Annotated in this window: 13 protein-coding genes; 10 read left to right on the forward strand and 3 right to left on the reverse strand. The window is 68.4% G+C overall.

The genetic code is table 11. The features are described from left to right. Positions 1–106 precede the first annotated feature (106 nt). A complete protein-coding gene (locus SNOV_RS18620) occupies positions 107–1,642 on the forward strand; it encodes an MFS transporter (RefSeq protein ID WP_013168517.1) in 1,536 nt (511 codons plus the stop codon). A 5-nt stretch (positions 1,643–1,647) separates the two neighbouring features. Here SNOV_RS18620 and SNOV_RS18625 read toward each other — a convergent pair whose 3' ends face one another. Further along, a complete protein-coding gene (locus SNOV_RS18625; RefSeq protein ID WP_013168518.1) occupies positions 1,648–2,184 on the reverse strand; it encodes an isoprenylcysteine carboxyl methyltransferase family protein in 537 nt (178 codons plus the stop codon). A gap of 22 nt (positions 2,185–2,206) precedes the next feature. Further along, complete coding sequence (locus SNOV_RS18630; protein ID WP_013168519.1) at positions 2,207–3,334, reverse strand: type III polyketide synthase; 1,128 nt, start codon at positions 3,332–3,334, stop codon at positions 2,207–2,209. Positions 3,335–3,740: 406 nt separating this feature from the next. Between SNOV_RS18630 and SNOV_RS18635 the strand changes: the two genes are divergently transcribed. Continuing rightward, entirely contained in the window at positions 3,741–4,892 is a 1,152-nt protein-coding gene (locus tag SNOV_RS18635) for a catalase family peroxidase (RefSeq protein ID WP_013168520.1), read from the forward strand. A gap of 2 nt (positions 4,893–4,894) precedes the next feature. Then, complete coding sequence (locus tag SNOV_RS18640; RefSeq protein WP_013168521.1) at positions 4,895–5,479, forward strand: cytochrome b; 585 nt, start codon at positions 4,895–4,897, stop codon at positions 5,477–5,479. Between the two features lie 245 nt (positions 5,480–5,724). Here SNOV_RS18640 and SNOV_RS18645 read toward each other — a convergent pair whose 3' ends face one another. Then, a complete protein-coding gene (locus SNOV_RS18645) occupies positions 5,725–6,600 on the reverse strand; it encodes a helix-turn-helix domain-containing protein (RefSeq protein ID WP_013168522.1) in 876 nt (291 codons plus the stop codon). 426 nt (positions 6,601–7,026) lie between these two features. Here SNOV_RS18645 and SNOV_RS18650 point away from each other — a divergent pair, with 426 nt between their 5' ends. From SNOV_RS18650 to SNOV_RS18680, 7 genes are all read left to right on the forward strand, one after another. Beyond that, positions 7,027–8,199, forward strand: a complete 1,173-nt coding sequence (locus SNOV_RS18650; RefSeq protein ID WP_013168523.1) for an efflux RND transporter periplasmic adaptor subunit — start codon at positions 7,027–7,029, stop codon at positions 8,197–8,199. Positions 8,200–8,201: 2 nt separating this feature from the next. After that, positions 8,202–11,363: an efflux RND transporter permease subunit gene (locus SNOV_RS18655; protein ID WP_013168524.1), complete on the forward strand. Its 3,162-nt coding sequence runs from the start codon at positions 8,202–8,204 to the stop codon at positions 11,361–11,363. 112 nt (positions 11,364–11,475) lie between these two features. Continuing rightward, complete coding sequence (locus SNOV_RS18660; protein ID WP_013168525.1) at positions 11,476–12,732, forward strand: HlyD family secretion protein; 1,257 nt, start codon at positions 11,476–11,478, stop codon at positions 12,730–12,732. A gap of 198 nt (positions 12,733–12,930) precedes the next feature. Beyond that, positions 12,931–14,490 (forward strand): DHA2 family efflux MFS transporter permease subunit, encoded by a 1,560-nt coding sequence (locus SNOV_RS18665; RefSeq protein WP_013168526.1) that lies wholly within the window; start codon positions 12,931–12,933, stop codon positions 14,488–14,490. A 170-nt stretch (positions 14,491–14,660) separates the two neighbouring features. Continuing rightward, positions 14,661–16,091: a PAS domain-containing sensor histidine kinase gene (locus SNOV_RS18670; protein ID WP_244412791.1), complete on the forward strand. Its 1,431-nt coding sequence runs from the start codon at positions 14,661–14,663 to the stop codon at positions 16,089–16,091. Next, positions 16,088–16,744 (forward strand): response regulator transcription factor, encoded by a 657-nt coding sequence (locus SNOV_RS18675; RefSeq protein ID WP_013168528.1) that lies wholly within the window; start codon positions 16,088–16,090, stop codon positions 16,742–16,744. Before SNOV_RS18670 ends, SNOV_RS18675 begins: the two co-directional genes overlap by 4 nt. Before the next feature lie 121 nt (positions 16,745–16,865). Continuing rightward, positions 16,866–17,237 (forward strand): response regulator transcription factor, encoded by a 372-nt coding sequence (locus SNOV_RS18680; protein ID WP_041782410.1) that lies wholly within the window; start codon positions 16,866–16,868, stop codon positions 17,235–17,237. Positions 17,238–17,264: the final 27 nt, after the last annotated feature.

Raw genomic sequence — 17,264 nt, forward strand, 5'->3', positions numbered from 1 at the left:
CTTCCCGGGAATCCCCCCGCGCTGGCCGTTTCGGCCCGGATGGGGTATCCAGCACACCCCGCTCAGGCGGGACGCGTGGCAGGGCAGGGACGGCAGGAGGCAGGACATGGACGCGGCACAGGCTCCGATCCACCCCGCCGAGACGACTTCAGCCAAGGCGACGTCGCGCGACTGGCTGGCGCTCTCCGTCATCGCGTTGCCCTGCCTGGTCTATGCGATGGACCTGACGGTGCTGAACCTCGCCGTGCCGCATCTGGCGCTGGATCTGGCGCCCTCGGCCTCGCAGCTTCTGTGGATCATCGACATCTACGGCTTCATGGTCGCCGGCACGCTGATGCTGATGGGCACGTTGGGCGACCGCATCGGCCGGCGCCGGCTGCTGCTCATCGGCGCCGCCGCCTTCGCCGCCGCCTCCATCCTCGCCGCCTTCGCCCGCACCGCCGAGGAACTGATCGCCGCCCGCGCTCTGCTCGGCATCGCCGGGGCGACGCTGGCGCCCTCGACGCTCTCGCTGATCCGCAACATCTTCCTCGACGAGCGCGAGCGCACCTTCGCCATCGGCATCTGGATCGCCTGCTTTTCCTCCGGCGCGGCGCTCGGCCCGCTCATCGGCGGCGTCATCCTGACCTATTTCTGGTGGGGCGCGGTGTTCCTCGCCGCGGTGCCGGTGATGATCGGCCTGCTGATCGCCGGGCCGATCCTGCTGCCGGAATTCCGCGACGAGAAGGCCGGCCGGCTCGACTTCATCAGCGCGGTCCAATCCATCGTCGCCACGCTGGCGCTGATCTACGGCATGAAGCACATCGCCGAGCACGGGCTGAGCTGGGAGGCGCCGGCAGCCATCGCGCTCGGCCTCGGCGTCGGCGCGCTGTTCGTCGCCCGGCAGAAGCGCCTCGCCGACCCGATGATCGACCTCGCGCTGTTCGAGCACCCCGGCCTCGGCGCGGCGCTGGGCATCAACATGTCGGCGATGCTCGGCGCCATGGGCATCTTCGTCTTCATCTCGCAATATCTGCAGCTGGTGCTCGGCATGAGCCCGATGCAGGCCGGGCTGTGGACCGCGCCCTCGGGCATCTGCTTCGCGCTGGGCTCGCTGGCGACCCCCTGGCTGGTGCGGCACTTCCGGCCGGTGAACGTGCTGTCCTGCGGGCTGGTGCTGGCCGTTCTCGGCTTCACCCTGCTCACCCGCCTCGACGCCTCCGATCCGCTGCCGGTGCTGATGGGCTCGATCCTGCTGATGTGCCTCGGCCTGTCGCCGGCCGGCACCATCACCACCGATCTCGTCATGCGCATCGCCCCGGCGGAGCGGGCCGGGGCGGCCTCGGCGATCTCGGAGACCAGCTTCGAGTTCGGCGGCGCGCTCGGCATCGCCGTGCTCGGCAGCCTGGTGGCGGCGAGCTACCGGCTGAGCATGGCGAACGTCGACATCCCCGCCATCGCGCCGGACCTCTTGGAGCCGGCGCGGCGCACGCTCGACGGCGCGGTGATGGTGGCGGCGCGGCTGCCGGCGATGCTGTCCGAGCCGCTGCTCGATGCCGCCCACGCCGCCTTCACCGATGCGCTCGACCGCGCGGCGCTGGCCTGCGTAGCCGCGACGCTGGTCGCGCTGCTCATCGCGCGGACGCGGCTGCGCGGCGTATAGCCGGCTTAAGATGTCGCGCGGGCCAGCGCGGCGTTTTCCGCGCGGACGCGCACGGTGAGCAGCACGGCGTTCGCCAGCGAGAAGGCGAGCGCGTACCAGTAGAGGTGGAAGGCGAGCGGCAGCAGCGCGATCTCGGCGACCACGACGACGTAGTTCGGGTGCGAGAGGAAGCGGTAGGGACCGCTTTCCACCAGCGGCGCGCCGGGCAGCACAATGATGCGCGTGGTCCAGCGCCCGCCCAGCGTCATGAGGATCCACAGCCGCAGCGGCTGGACGAGGAAATAGGCGACGAGCGCGATCGTGTCGATCGGCCGGCCGGGGGCGAGCAGCCACAGCCCGGCGAGCCAGGCAGCGTGCAGCGCGACCATCACCGGATAATGCCCGGCCCCGACCTCATGGCCGCCGGCGGCGAGGAGACGCGACGTGTTGCGCCGCGCCACCACCAGTTCCGAGAGCCGTTGCAGGGTGACGAAGCCGAGCACCAGGAATGCCACCACTGGTGTCACCGGCAATGCCACCGCTGTCGTCGCGAATGTCACCATTTCGGTCACCAGCGCTGTCGCCTCACGCGGCCCGCGCCAGCGAGACGCAGGAGGCGGTGAAGCCCGGCCCCATCGAGACCAGCGTCGCCCGTTCCGGCAACCCTTCCTTCAGCACCCGATCGAGGATGAACAGCACGGTCGGGGCGGACATGTTGCCGTAATCGGCCAGCACGCCGCGCTCGTGATCGAGCGAGCCCTGCGGCAGGCTGAACGAGCGCTCGATCGCCGCGACCACCTTGGTGCCGCCGGGATGGCAGACGAAACGCCCGATATCCTCGACACTTAGCCCGATGCGGCCGAGGATGCCCTCCACCGCCGGGCGCAGGTTTGTGGCGGCGAAGCTCGGCACGTCCGGCACCAATATGACGCCGAAGCCGACCGGATCGATGCTCCAGCCCATGATGCCGAGCGTGTCCGGCCACAGATGCTCGCCGGCGCCCTCGATCACCGCGAGGCCGGTCTCGCCCGAGCGCAGCACGCAGGCCGCCGCGCCGTCGCCGAACAGGGCGGAGGAGATCAGGCTCGCCTTGTCCGGCCGGTCGAGCCGGAAGGAGAGGGTGGAGAGCTCGACCGTGACCATGAGCACGGTCGAGCCCGGCCGCGCCTCGGCGATCCGGCTCGCCACGGCAAGCCCGGTCACGCCGCCGGCGCAGCCGAGGCCGAACACCGGCACGCGCTCGATGTCGGCGCGGAAGCCCATCTGCTTGTGGACCACCGCGTCGAGGCTCGGCGTGGCGATGCCGCTGGAGGAGACGAAGACCACGGCGTCGACCTCGCCCGGCGTCACGCCGGCGGCGTCCAGCGCCTTGTTCGCCACCTCGATGAAAAGGCGTGTTCCTTCCTCGGCATAGACCTCGGTGCGCTCCGGCCAGCCGAGCGGCCGCAGATACCAGTCGAGCGGGCGGGCGGCGTAGCGGTGGCGGATGCCGGTGGAGGCGAAGACGCCGGACATGGTCGCCGAGTTGGCGAAGATGTCGGCAAAGATGTGGTGCATGGCCTCGGCCGCTTCCGTCTGGTCGATGCGGTGCGGCGGCACGGCGGTGGCGAGCGAGAGGAGACCCGCCGGATGCGGGCGTTCCGCGGCGCGGCGCGGCGCGGTGCTGATGAAGGAGTGCGGGACGGCGGAGATGGATTCGGTGGTGTTCAGCATGATGCTCGTCCGGACGGGGCGCCGCTCAGCAAACGGGCGGGCCGGGATGCGTTGAACTCGGCCTGATGGTCCGCCCGGGGCCGACGGCTATAAATCCTATTGAGATATCCTCGGCCCATATGAGCGTTCGCGCGGACGAAACCTTCGTATCGGAGTAGCGATTACCTAGCGTCATCTCCCGCTTTGTGGGTTTCTTCGGATAATAGCTTGACGCACAACGCTATTCGATCACGTCGGCGTCATTGCCGCCCCGCTCCGTGCGACATGCGCGTGATCCGTTCGAACTCGGTATACGCCGCCGCGATCCGCCCGATCATCTTCGCGCCGACCACTGGTCAGCATGATCGAGGACCGGGCGCCGCCCTGCCGTCCGCCCGGCTCGCCGCAACCGAGGGAGTTGGAGCGGATGAAAGATCACGACACCGACGGGCACAGTCCCGGCGCGCGCTACCGGCTGTGGCCGATCGGCGGGCGCGCTCTTGCCGGGTTTGGCGCCACCGGCCTGATACTGGCGGGCGTCGCCGGCGCCTTCGCCTATACCGGCGGGTACCTGACGCCGGGCGAACTCACCCAGGCACGCATCATCGACCGCTTCCAGGCGCTCAACGGCGTGCATCCCGGCTTCCGCCGCAACCATGCCAAGGGCGTCTGCGCCACCGGCAGCTTCGCCAGCAACGGCGCCGGCGCGAAGTTCTCGCGCGCGGCGGTGTTCGCGCCGGGCAGCGTGCCGGTCGTCGGCCGCTTCGCCATGGCGATCGGCAAGCCCTTCATGCCCGACAACGAGACCGAGGTACGCAGCCTCGCCATAAGCCTGCGTCCGCCGGGCGGCGAGGAATGGCGCAGCGGGATGATCGACATCCCGAACTTCCCGGTCCGCACGCCGGAGAGCTTCTACGAGTTCATGCAGGCCTCCGCGCCCGATCCGGCGACCGGCAAGCCGGATGCCGCGCGCCTCCAGGCCTTCCTCGCCGCCCATCCCGAGAGCGCCACGGCGCTCGGGCTGATCCGCGCCCGGCCCTTCGCCACCGGCTTCGCCAATGCGAGCTACAACAGCATCAACGCCTTCCAGATGGTGAATGCGGCCGGCGCCTCGACGCCGGTGCGCTGGGCGCTGGTGGCGGTCGATCCCTTCGTGGCCGAGCCGTCCGATCCGGCGCCGGACACCAATCCGAACTACCTGTTCGACGCGCTGATCGCACGCGTCGAAGAGAAGCCGCTGCAATACCGGCTCGTCTTCACCATCGGCCAGCCGGGCGACCCGACCGACGACGCGACAAAACCGTGGCCGGCGGAGCGCGCGCAGGTCGATGTCGGCACCCTCACCCTCGACCACGTCGAGGCCGAGGCACCCGGCAATTGCCGCGACATCAATTACGACCCGCTGGTGCTGCCCGATGGCATCGCCCCTTCCGACGACCCGCTCCTGAGCGCGCGCTCGGCCACCTATTCCACCTCCTTCACCCGCCGGGCCGGCGAAGCGAAGACGCCGAGCCAGGTCCAGATCCCTGACACGCAGATTCCCGACGCGCCGGCATCCGGCACGCAGAAAGGCAGCTGACCATGACCCAGCAGCGTTTCCCCGCCTTTTCCCGCCTGCTCCACTGGCTGATGGCCGTCATGATCCTCGCCATGCTGTTCATCGGCATCGGCATGATGAGCTCATTAGCCGACTATCATTGGCTGCTGTCGATCCACCGCCCGCTCGGCATCGCCATTCTGGCGCTGGTGGCCGTGCGGCTGATCAACCGGCTCGTCGACCCGCCCCCGCCGCTGCCGGACGGCATGCCCGGCTACATGCGCCTCGCCGCGCATGCCTCGCATCTCCTGCTCTATGCGCTGATGTTCGCCGTGCCGCTGGTCGGCTGGGCGATGCTGTCGGCAGCGCGCTATCCGATCATCCTCTACGGGACGCTGCAGCTGCCGCCGATCCTGCCGCAGAACGACATGGTCTATGCCGCACTGCGCGGCGCCCACACCGTGCTGGCGCTGACGCTGTTCGCGGTCTTCCTCGTCCATCTCGCCGCCGCCCTCGCCCATGGCTTCGTCTTCCGCGACGGCGTGTTCGGCAGCATGGCGAGCCTGCGGCCCGGAAATGGCCGGCGCGAGCGCGAGGTTGCCGCCGTGGCGAGCGATCCGGCGCAGTGAATCCGAGGTCCGCTCCACGGGGCGGACCTTCCCCTCTTTCCCTCATCCCCGGGCTTGACCCGGGGACCCGGGCTTTCCGCCTGCTCCCCGGTCAAAGTCTGGGTGGCCGGGTCAAGCCCGGCCATGAGGGGAAAGGGGAATGTCGCCAACTCTCCGGCGACAAAGAAAAAGACCCCGGCCTGGGGGAGGCCGGGGTCAAGGTGGGCTCAGGGGAGGAGCCCCTCGGGGGAAGGGAGACGGGTCGCTCAGTTGCGGACGCGGTTGGCGCAGCGCCACTGATAGGGGGTGTCGCCGACGAAGCGACGGAACACGGTGGTGAAGTGGGCCTGGGTCTGGAAGCCGACCGCCAGAGCGATCTCCACCAGCGGGTCGCGGGTCTCGAGCAGCATCGCCTGGGCCCGTTCGATGCGCCGGCGCAGCAGATATTCGTGCGGGCGCACGCCGGTGGCGATGCGGAACTGGGCGGCGAAGTGCATGCGGCTCAGGCCGGCCGCCTGGGCCATCTCGGCAAGCGTGATGCTCTCGCCGAGATTCTCGTCGATATAGGCGGCGACGCGCTTGAACCGCCACTTGGGCAGGCCCGACTTCGGGCGGCGCGAAGGCGTGGCGGGCTCTTCCACCGGGGCCGGATCGAGGCGGCCGAAGGGCGAGTGGCCCAGCCGGGTCTCGGCAGCCGGGGGGCAGCCCGTCTCGCCGTCGGTCGGCGCCGGGGTGCTCAGCAGGCGGGTGACGATGGCGAGCCGCAGGGCATCGGCATAGAGGCCGCCGAATTCGCGTCCGTCATGTTCCGCCGCTTCCAGCGCGCGGGACAGCCGGCGGACCACCGGATCGCTGCCGTCGGAAGCTTCGCTGCGGCCGCCGGCGAAAAGATCGGCGCAGCGGCGGAAGCCTTCCGCCTCGACTTCGAGGCGGATGGTGTCGCTCGCCTCGGCCGCGGGAGACGCGGCGTTCGGGGCGCTGATGGCGACGACGACGCCCATGTGGCCGAGCCGCACCGAGAAGCCGTCATCGGGCGTGTCGGCAGCGAGCGGAGCCGCCACGGCGAGCGGATAGGAAGAGGAAACCTGAGTGCCGCGGCGCGGCGCGAAGCTGGCGGCGAAAGGCGAAACATGGATCGACATGGCCTGGACTCCGTGGTCCTCGAAAAAAGAGAGCCGCTGGAAACTCCGGCACGCGATGGTCGTCTGTCGCAACATGCGCCGGGGGGAGGGGTGGGTCCCGGCAGCTATTCCGTCAGTCGCCCGTATCACTCGGTGCATCCAGACATCGGCTAGCGATGAGGTCAGAGTAACGGGCGGGCTGTTTGGCACCATTCTACGTGGGTTTGGACCTACCGATGATTAGTTTGGGGGGCCCATACCTTCGTATGCGCACGTCCAAAGTGCCACCTGGAGCCTCACGGCGCGGCGCTCCGGCAAGGGTGGGGCGATCCGGAAAGACCCTCGGCCCCCGAAAGCGCAACATCGACGACAACTCCGTAAAGGCCGGCCTGCGCGGAAATTCCGCCGGTCGCCGCGCCGAACATGCGTCTTTCGGGTGTACGCCCCATGTCCAAGATGAGTTCGCCCAAGATAAGTTCGCGGAAGAGAACGTCGGCCCTGCGTCTCGCCTCCTTCGCCATCCTCTTCGCCACGCTCGGCGGCGCCGGCTATCAGGTCTGGCGCGTCGAGCGTTCCGAGGCCCTCCCGGCCCCGGCGCCACCGGCGGTGCCGGTACAGACGGTGCTGGCCGCCCGCTCCGACGTGCCGGTCTATCTCACCGGCATCGGCACGGTTGAGCCCTACAACACCGTGACCGTGCGCTCGCGCGTCGACGGCGAATTACAGCAGGTGCTGTTCAAGGAAGGACAGGACATCAAGAAGGGCGCGCTGCTCGCGGTCATCGACCCGCGCGTGTTCCAGGCGACGCTCGACCAGTCCAAGGCCAAGCTCGCGCAGGACCAGGCCGCGCTGGAGAACGACAAGCTCAACCTCAGCCGCGACACGCGGCTGGGCAAGGACGCCTTCGCCAGCCAGCAGATGATCGACAATGAGAGCAGCACGGTCGACCAGACCAATGCGCAGATCGCCCAGGACAAGGCGATGATCGATTCCGCGGCGACGCAGCTCTCCTATACGCAGATCACCTCGCCGATCGAGGGCCGCGCCGGGCTGCGCCTCGTCGATCAGGGCAACATCATCCATGCCACCGATCCGGGCGGGCTGGTGGTGATCAACCAGATCCACCCGATCAGCGTCATCTCCACCCTGCCGCAGCGCGACGTGCCGGCGATCCGCGTGGCGCTCGCCACCGGGACGGTGGAGGCGCAGGCGGTCTCGCGCGACGACGGCACGGTGCTCGACGTCGGCACGGTCGAACTGATCGACAACCAGATCGACCCGCAGAGCGGCACGCTCAAGCTGAAATCCGTCTTCCCCAACAAGACCGACAAGCTCTGGCCGGGCCAGTTCGTCGACGTCGAGGTGCGGGTGAAGACGCTGTCGGGCGTCGTCACCGTGCCCTCCGACGCGATCCAGCGCGGCCCCGACGGCGACTATGTCTTCGTCGTCGGGCCGAACGACAAGGTGAGCGCAGCGCCCGTGAAGGTGGGCCAGGTCTCCGACGAGGTCGCCGTCGTCGACAGCGGCCTCGACGCAGGCACGCGCGTGGTGACGCGTGGCCAGTATCGCCTCGCGCCGGGCACTAAGGTCGCCGAACAGCCGGGGGCGGCGGGAAGCTGATCATGTCGTCATCGCCGGTCCCGCCCGAGGCGCCCGCCGAGAGCCATGTCCCGGCGGCGCCGCGGGCGTCGCTCTCCTCATGGTTCATCCGCCACCCGATCGGCACGTCGCTGCTGATGGCGGGGCTGTTCGTGCTCGGCGTCGCCTGCTTCCCGCGCCTGCCGGTGGCGCCGCTGCCGGAGGTCGACTTCCCGACGCTCCAGGTCTCCACCCAGCTGCCCGGCGCCAGCCCGGAGATCATCGCCTCCTCGGTGACGCAGCCGCTGGAGCGGCAGTTCGGCGAGATTCCCGGCCTGTCGCAGATGACCTCGGTGTCGACGCTGGGCAATTCGTCGATCACCCTTCAGTTCAACCTGAATATGGACATCAACGCCGCCGCGCAGCTCGTGCAGACGGCGATCAACGCCGCCGGCGGCCAATTGCCGACCGACCTGCCCTCGCCGCCGACCTATCGCGAGGTGAACCCCTCCGACCCGCCGATCCTCGTGCTGGCGCTGACCTCGCACACGCTGCCGATCACCCAGGTCGACGACTACGCCGAGAACATATTGGAGCAGCACGTCAGCCAGATCGGCGGCGTCGGCCAGGTGCTGGTGTTCGGCCAGCAGAAGCCTTCCGTGCGCATCCAGGTCGATCCGGCCAAGGTCGCCAATCTCGGCCTGGGGCTGGAAGACGTGCGCCAGGCCATCGTCAACCTCACGGTGAACAATCCCAAGGGCATCGTGAACGGCACGCACCGCACCTTCACCATCTACGACAACGACCAGCTCACCTCGGCCAAGCCCTGGCGCGACGCCATCCTCGCCTTCCGCAACGGTGCGCCGGTGCGCGTGCGCGACGTCGGCACCGCGGTCGACGCGCCGGAGAACGACCAGCTCGCCGCCTGGGCCAACGGGCAGCAGGCGATCATCCTGGCGGTATTCAAGCTGCCCGGCGCCAATGTCATCTCCACCGTCGACGACATCAAGGCGCAGCTTCCCTCGCTGCTCGCCACCGCGCCGGCCGGCGTCGACCTGCAGGTGCTCAGCGACCGCACCACCACCATCCGCGCCTCGGTGATGGATGTGGAGACGACGCTGGTCATCACCGTGTTCCTGGTGGTGGCGGTGATCTTCGTCTTCCTGCGCAGCCTGTGGGCGACGCTGATCCCGTCCGTCGCCGTGCCGCTCGCCGTCATCGGCACCTTCGCGGCGATGTATGCCTTCGGCTACAGCCTCGACAACCTGTCGCTGATGGGGCTCTCCATCGCCGTCGGCTTCGTCGTCGACGACGCCATCGTCATGCTGGAGAACATCGAGCGGCATCTGGAGATGGGCAAGACGCCCTTGCAGGCGGCGCTCGACGGCTCGGCAGAGATCGGCTTCACCATCCTGTCGATCAGCCTGTCGCTGGTGGCGGTGTTCATCCCGCTGCTGCTCATGGGCGGGCTGGTCGGCAAGCTGTTCCAGGAATTCGCCGTCACCGTCACCATCACCATCGCCGCGTCCGCCTTCGTGTCGCTGACGCTGACCCCGACCATGTGCGCGCTGTTCCTGAAAGCCAAGGTCGAGGAGAAGCACGGGCGGCTCTACCGCCTCTCCGAGCGCGGCTTCGACGCGCTGCTCGCCGGCTACCGCGTCACGCTCGACCTCGCGCTCGACCACCGTCGGATCACACTGGCAAGCTTCTTCGCCGCGCTCATCGCCACCGGCACGCTGTTCTACTACATCCCCAAGGGCTTCTTCCCCTTGCAGGACACCGGCCTCATCGTCGGCATCTCCGAGGCGGCGCAGGACGTCTCCTTCCCCGACATGGTCAAGCACCAGCTCGAGCTCGGGAGGATCGTCTCGGCCGATCCGGACGTCGCCACCGTCGGCATGGCGGTGGGCTCGGGCGGCGGGCAGAGCGTCAACAACGGGCGCTTCTTCATCACGCTGAAGCCGCGCGACGAGCGCAGCGCCTCGGCCTTCCAGATCATCGACCGGCTGCAGAAGAAGCTCGCCAAGGTGGAGGGCGCGGCGCTGTTCCTGCAAGCCTCGCAGGACCTCAATGTCGGCGGGCGCATCTCGCGCACGCAGTTCCAGTACACGCTGCAGGACGGCAACATCGACGAGCTCAACACCTGGGCGCCGAAGATGCTGGCTAAGCTGAAGACGCTGCCCGAGCTCACCGGCCTCGCCTCCGACCAGCAGAATGGCGGCGCCACGCTGACGCTGACCATCGACCGCGACCAGGCGTCCCGGCTCGGCATCACGCCGAACGACATCGACGCCGCGCTCTACGACGCCTTCGGCCAGCGGCAAGTGGCGCAGTATTTCACCCAGCTCAACAGCTACCACGTCATCTTGGAGATCCTGCCCGAGCTGCAATCCTCGCCGCACGCGCTCGACGAGATCTATGTGAAGTCGCCGCTTACCGGCGAGCAGGTGCCGCTCAGCGTGCTGACCAAATGGACCTCCGAGCCGACCAGCTTCCTGTCGATCAACCACCAGTCGCAGTTCCCCTCGGTGACGCTGTCCTTCAACCTCGCGCCGGGCGTGGCGCTGGGCGACGCGGTGGCGGCGATCCACAAGGCGGAGACCGAGATCGGCAAGCCGGCGACGCTGGTCGGCACCTTCCAGGGCAATGCGCAGGCGTTCCAGGATTCGCTCGCCAGCGAGCCGCTGCTGGTGGTCGCGGCGCTGCTGGTCATCTATGTGATCCTCGGCGTGCTCTATGAGAGCTACGTCCACCCGATCACCATCCTGTCGACGCTGCCCTCCGCCGGCCTCGGCGCGCTGATCATGCTGTGGCTGTTCGGCTTCGACTTCTCGATCATCGCCCTGATCGGCGTGATCCTGCTCATCGGCATCGTGAAGAAGAACGGCATCATGATCGTCGACTTCGCCATCGAGCGCGAGCGCGTCGAGGGCCTGTCGCCGCACGACGCCATACGCGAAGCCTGCCTCTTGCGCTTCCGGCCGATCCTGATGACCACCTTCGCCGCGCTGCTCGCCGGCGTGCCCCTGATGCTCGGCCACGGCACCGGCTCGGAGCTGCGCCAGCCGCTCGGCTACGCCATCGTCGGCGGCCTGATCGTGAGCCAGTTGCTCACCCTCTACACCACGCCGGTGATCTATCTCTATCTCGACCGGCTCGGCCGGCGCCGCGCCCGCGCCGGCCATGCGGCCGAGAGTGCCGCCTGACGCGCACCGCGTGAGCCGGTGCGATTGCGAAAGCGGCGTGGAGAAAGGGAATATTCGCTGACCCACCCGGGCGCATGGTCGGGCATAACCCGCCACCGGAGTGGAGGCGACGATGAACATCTCCACGAATCCCAACAAGCTCGATGCCCAGCCCCTGAAGACGCCGGCCGTTCCTCCGCTTGCCCCGCCCCTCGCCCAGCCGCCACTGCCGCCATCGGCCGAAGCCGCCGCGCCGGCCGCTCCAGCCGCGCCCTCGCGCACAGTTTGGCGCCGGCGCGCGCTTGAAGGGCTCGCGGCTCTCATCCTGCTGGCGGGCGCCGCCTACGCCGGCTACGAATACTGGACGCTGTGGCAGTACGAGACGACGACCGACGACGCCTATGTGCAGGCGGACGTCGTGCCGATCGCGCCGCAGGTTTCCGGCTATCTCGCCACCGTCAACGTCACCGACAACCAGCCGGTGCGTAAGGGCGACGTGCTCGCCGTCATCGACCAGCGCGACTATCAGGCCGCCGTCGACCAGGCCACGGCCGACGTCGCCCAGGCCAAGGCGACGATCGACAGCCAGGCGGCGCAGCTCGACGAGCAGCAGGCGGTGATCGCCGAGGCGAGGGCGCAGATCGATTCCGACAAGGCCGCGCTCACCTTCGCGCAGCAGAATGACGAGCGCTTCACGAAGCTGGCCAAGGACGGCTACGGCCCGGTCGAGACCGCGCAGCAGACCGCTTCCCAGATCGCGCAGGCGCAGGCGACGCTCGCCCACGACACCGCCGCGCTCGACGCCGCGCAGAAGCAGGTCGCCATCCTGGATGCGCAGCTGGCGCAGGCCAAGGCGACGCTCGGCCACAACGAAGCCGCGCTCGACACCGCCAGGCTCAATCTCGGCTACACGGTGCTGCGGGCGCCGGTCGACGGCGTGGTGGGCGCGCGCACGCTGCGCGTCGGCCAATTCGTCGAGCCCGGCAACGAACTGCTCGCCGTGGTGCCGCTGCAGGCGACCTACATCATCGCCAACTACAAGGAGACGCAGCTCACCGATGTGAGGGCCGGCCAGCCGGTCTCGATCTCGGTCGACACCTTTCCGGGCGTCACCATACGCGGCTTCGTGAGGAGCCTCGCCCCGGCGAGCGGGCAGGAATTCGCCCTGCTGCCGCCGGACAACGCCACCGGCAACTTCACCAAGATCGTGCAGCGCATCCCGGTGCGCGTCGACCTCGACCCGACCGACCCGCTCGCCGGGCTGATCCGGCCGGGCATGTCGGTGGAGACGACGATCCGCACGGATGAGCAGGTGCCCGCAAAGGACGTGCCCGCCCGGGTCCTGCCCGCGCTCCAGGCCGCCGAGCCGCCGGCGACGGCGGGGAAGTGAGGAACGTGGGACCGACCGTCGTTCGGCCCCGCCCGGCACGCCGTCATCCTGAGGTGCGACCCCGGACTTGATCCGGGGGAGCCTCGAAGGATGCTCGTTGCAGCGCACCCGGGCGAGCATCCTTCGAGGCCGCCTGTGGCGGCACCTCAGGATGACGGCCTGAAGGAAGTTTGAAACCCGCTCCAAGGGAGCACAGCCATGGACGCCGCCACCCTCTCCGCCGCCGCGCCGGCTAGGCCCGAAGGCGCCAGCCTGCGCACCTGGGTCGCGGTGTTTGGCTGCCTGCTCGGCGCGCTGATCGCGGTGCTGGACATCCAGATCACCAATTCCTCGCTGCCGCAGATCGAGGGCGGCATCGGCACCGGCGCCGACAACGGCACCTGGATCTCCACCGCCTACCTCATCGGCGAGATCATCATGATCCCGCTCACCGACTACTTCACCCGGATGTTCGGTCTGCGCCGCTTCATCCTGGGCTCGACCGTCATGTTCCTGGTGTTCTCGATGGGCTGCGCCTTCGCCACCAGCCTCAACCAGATGATCGTGACGCGCGGCTTCCAGGGCTTCTTCGGCGGCTGCCTCATCCCGCTCGCCTTCACCGTGGTGCTGACCCGGCTGCCGCCGCATCAGCGTCCGATCGGCCTCGCCGCCTTCGCGCTCACCGCCACTTTCGGCCCGGCCATCGGCCCGACCATCGGCGGCTATCTCACCGAGCAATATGGCTGGCCCTACGTGTTCTTCGTGAACATCATCCCCGGCGCGGTGATGCTGAGCCTGCTCTATCCGACGCTGGAGAAGAGCCCGATGCGGCTTGAGCTGCTGCGCGAGGGCGACTGGTGGGGCATCGGCTTCATGATCGTCGGCCTCGCCTGCCTGCAGACCGTGCTCGACGAGGGCAACAAGGACGACTGGTTCGGCTCGCCGCTGATCGTGCGGCTGTCCATCATCGCCGCGGTCTGCCTCATCATCTTCCTGGTGATCCAGCTAAGGATAGAGAAGCCGACCATCCAGCTGCGGCTGCTGAAGCGGCGCAACTTCGCCCTCGGCATTATCGCCAACACCGTCGTCGGCTTCGCCCTGTTCGGCTCGGTCTATGTGCTGCCGACCTATCTCGACGAGGTGCAGGGCTACAATTCCGAGCAGATCGGCACGGTGCTGGCCTGGGTCGGCCTGCCGCAGCTCGTCATCATCCCCTTCGTGCCGTTCCTGATGAAGCGGATCGAGCCGCGGCTCCTCGTCATCATCGGCCTCGCCATCTTCGCCACCAGCTGCTTCATGAACACGCATCTGAGCTTCAACGACGGCGGCGACCAGCTGATGGTGACCAACATCGTGCGCGCGCTCGGCCAGGCCGTCGTGCTCTCGCCGCTCGCCAACATCACAATGGCCGGCATGCCGCCGGAGCTTTCCGGCCAGGCCTCGGGCCTGTTCAACATGATGCGCAGCCTGGGCGGCGCCATCGGCACCGCCATCCTCGCCACCATCATCACCAAGCGCGAGCAGTTCCATTCCAACATCATCGGCCAGTCGGTGACGCCCTATGGCGAGACCGTGCGCAACTTCCTCACCGAGCAGCAGCACTATTTCATGCAGCGCGGCATGGCGGACGCCGGCGCGGCCTATCACCAGGCCGAGATCCTGCTGGGCAACCTCGTGGCGCAGCAGTCGCTGATCATGGGCTTCTCCGACACCTTCGCCGTGCTCGGCGGGGTCCTGCTGGTCGCCGCCGTGGCGGTCGCCTTCACCCGCCGGATCTGATCGCCCGCCGTGCGAATCCGCAAGCGGGCCGGCCCCACGGAAAGACCTCGGGCCTCCCAGCCGGCAGCCTCGCGCTGCGTCACGCGCTTGCTTAGAGTATGAGCGTCCGGAATAAGGCGGACGGATCGTACAGGCAGGCGAGGACGATGTTCATTTCAAGAGGCGTCATCTTGGACGATACCCCGTCGAGCCGCTGGTTCATGCCAGTCATTGCCGCCGCACTCGCCGCCGCGATCTTCATCATCGACACCTTCTCCGCGCTCGATATGGCGATCGCCGTGCTCTACGTCGTCGTCGTGCTGCTCTCGGCCAATTATTCCGACCGCAAGGGCCTGCTCGCCATCGCCGGCCTGTGCGTCGGCCTGACCGTGCTCAGCTTCCTCATCATGCATGGCAGCGACTACGACCTCTCCTCGACCATGCGGGCGCTGGTCAGCATCGCCGCCGTCACCGTCACCACGCTGCTCTGCCTGGAGAACCAGGCCGCCACCCAGTCGCTGCGCGCGCAGGCGGACCTGCTCGACCTCACCCACGACGCCATCTTCGTGCGCGACATCGCCGACACCGTCCAGTACTGGAGCAAGGGCGCCGAGGAGCTCTATGGCTGGACCAGCGATCAGGCGGTCGGGCTGAAGGCCGCCGAGCTGCTGAAGACCGAGTTCCCCGGCCCGCTCGCCGACATCCGCGCCGAGCTCTTCCGCACCGGCCGCTGGGAGGGCGAACTCGTCCACACCAAGCAGGACGGCACCAAGGTCGTGGTGATGAGCCGCTGGTCGCTTCAGCGCGACGAGCGCGGGCGCCCGCTCGCCGCCATGGAGACCAACAGCGACATCACCGAGCGCAAGCATGCCGAGGACACGCTGCACCAGACCCAGGCCGAGCTCGCCCACGTCACCCGCGTCGCCACCATGGGCGAGCTGACCGCCTCCATTGCCCACGAGATCAACCAGCCGCTCGCCGCCGTCGTCACCAATGGCGAGGCCGGGCTGCGCTGGCTCGGCCGCCCCGAGCCCGACATCGCCGAGGTCAAGGCCTCGGTGGAGCGGATGATCGCCAATGGCCGCCGGGCCAGCGAGGTGGTGGCGCGGCTGCGCGCCCTGGCCCGCCGCGGCGAGCCGATACAGGCGCCGGTCGACGTCAACGAGATGATCGACGAGGTGCTGCCGCTCGTGGAGCGCGAGCGCAGCGACCACCGCGTGACGCTCGACCTCGCTCTGGCGCAGCAGCTGCCCGTAGTGCTCGGCGACCGGGTGCAGCTGCAGCAGGTGGCGCTCAACCTGGCGCTCAACGCCATCCAGGCCATGGCCGGCGTGAACGAGCGGCACAGGCGGCTCTGGATCACCACCCGGATGGGCAGCAGCGAGGAAGGCGACGCCGTATTGATCGAGGTCCGCGACAACGGGCCGGGCGTCGATCCCGACAGTCTCGCCAAGCTGTTCAACGCCTTCTACAGCACCAAGAAGGACGGTATGGGCATGGGCCTGTCCATATCGCGCTCTATCATCGAGGCCCATGGCGGGAAGATCCTCGCCACGCTCCATGTCGAAGGCGGCATGCTGTTCACCGTCATGCTCCCCGTGCCGAAGGAAAGACTGTCGTGACCCAACGCCCGCAGCCCCGTCCCTCCGCACCGCCGAGCGACCCGCTGGTCATCGTGGTCGACGACGATCCCGCCCTGCGCGAGGCGCTTTCCAGCCTGTTCCGCTCGGTCGGCCTGCAGGTCGAGCTCTTCGCCTCGGCCGCCGAGCTGCTCGCGGCCAAGCTCCCGGAGGTGGCGCGCTGCCTCGTCCTCGACATAAGGCTGCCGGGGGTGAGCGGGCTCGACTTCCAGGCGCAGCTCGCGCGCTCGGAGATCGAGATGCCCACCATCTTCATGACCGGCCACGGCGATATCCCGATGACCGTGCGGGCGATGAAGGCCGGCGCCGTCGACTTCCTCACCAAGCCGTTCCGCGACCAGGACATGCTCGACGCGGTGGCGTCGGCCATCCGCCTCGACCGCGAGCGGCGCGAGGCCCGCAAGGCGGTCTCCGGCGTGCAGAACCTCTACGAGACGCTCACCCCGCGCGAGAAGCAGGTCATGGAGCTGGTGACCTCCGGCCTGATGAACAAGCAGGTCGCGGCGGAGGTGGGCCTGAGCGAGATTACGGTGAAGATCCACCGCGGGCATGTGATGCGGAAAATGGGCGCCCATTCGCTCGCCGAGCTGGTCCGCATGGCCGAAACGTTGGGTCTATCCAGTGCCAAAAGATAATTCGACAAACGTGTGTATAATTCGAAGTTGGGGATAAGCAGGGCTATACCAAAGACAGCCCGGCCATCGAGAGCGTGCCGGAAACTCCATATCGAGGTGTCCTGACGTGTCCTCCCCCCCGATGATCACGATCATCGATGACGACGAATCCGTCCGCATCGCTACCGAAAGCCTGGTGCGGTCGCTGGGCTTCTCGGCCCGCACCTTTGCGTCCGCCGAGGATTTTCTCAATTCGCCGCTGCTCGGGGAGACCGCCTGCGTCATCACCGACGTGCAGATGCCCGGCATGAGCGGGGTCGAGCTGCAGAGCCATCTGCGCTCGAACGGCGACGCCACGCCGCTGATCTTCATCACTGCCTTTCCCGAGGAGCGCATCCGCCGCCAGGTGGACGCCGCCGGCGCCGTCGGCTTCCTCGCCAAGCCGTTCGACGGCCATGACATGATCGAGTGCATCGACCGTGCGCTCGGCGAGCGCGACACCGCGGGCGCCTGAGCCGCCTTCACGCGGAGCTCCGCCACG

The sequence above is a fragment of the Ancylobacter novellus DSM 506 genome (assembly GCF_000092925.1).
GTDB classification, from domain to species: domain Bacteria; phylum Pseudomonadota; class Alphaproteobacteria; order Rhizobiales; family Xanthobacteraceae; genus Ancylobacter; species Ancylobacter novellus.

Excerpts from the sequence above, each read along its gene's own strand:
- SNOV_RS18620 (WP_013168517.1), top strand. The coding sequence starts at position 107 with ATGGACGCGGCACAGGCTCCGATCCACCCCGCCGAGACGACTTCAGCC.
- SNOV_RS18625 (WP_013168518.1), bottom strand. The coding sequence starts at position 2,184 with ATGGTGACATTCGCGACGACAGCGGTGGCATTGCCGGTGACACCAGTG.
- SNOV_RS18630 (WP_013168519.1), bottom strand. The coding sequence starts at position 3,334 with ATGCTGAACACCACCGAATCCATCTCCGCCGTCCCGCACTCCTTCATC.
- SNOV_RS18635 (WP_013168520.1), top strand. The coding sequence starts at position 3,741 with ATGAAAGATCACGACACCGACGGGCACAGTCCCGGCGCGCGCTACCGG.
- SNOV_RS18640 (WP_013168521.1), top strand. The coding sequence starts at position 4,895 with ATGACCCAGCAGCGTTTCCCCGCCTTTTCCCGCCTGCTCCACTGGCTG.
- SNOV_RS18645 (WP_013168522.1), bottom strand. The coding sequence starts at position 6,600 with ATGTCGATCCATGTTTCGCCTTTCGCCGCCAGCTTCGCGCCGCGCCGC.
- SNOV_RS18650 (WP_013168523.1), top strand. The coding sequence starts at position 7,027 with ATGTCCAAGATGAGTTCGCCCAAGATAAGTTCGCGGAAGAGAACGTCG.
- SNOV_RS18655 (WP_013168524.1), top strand. The coding sequence starts at position 8,202 with ATGTCGTCATCGCCGGTCCCGCCCGAGGCGCCCGCCGAGAGCCATGTC.
- SNOV_RS18660 (WP_013168525.1), top strand. The coding sequence starts at position 11,476 with ATGAACATCTCCACGAATCCCAACAAGCTCGATGCCCAGCCCCTGAAG.
- SNOV_RS18665 (WP_013168526.1), top strand. The coding sequence starts at position 12,931 with ATGGACGCCGCCACCCTCTCCGCCGCCGCGCCGGCTAGGCCCGAAGGC.
- SNOV_RS18680 (WP_041782410.1), top strand. The coding sequence starts at position 16,866 with ATGATCACGATCATCGATGACGACGAATCCGTCCGCATCGCTACCGAA.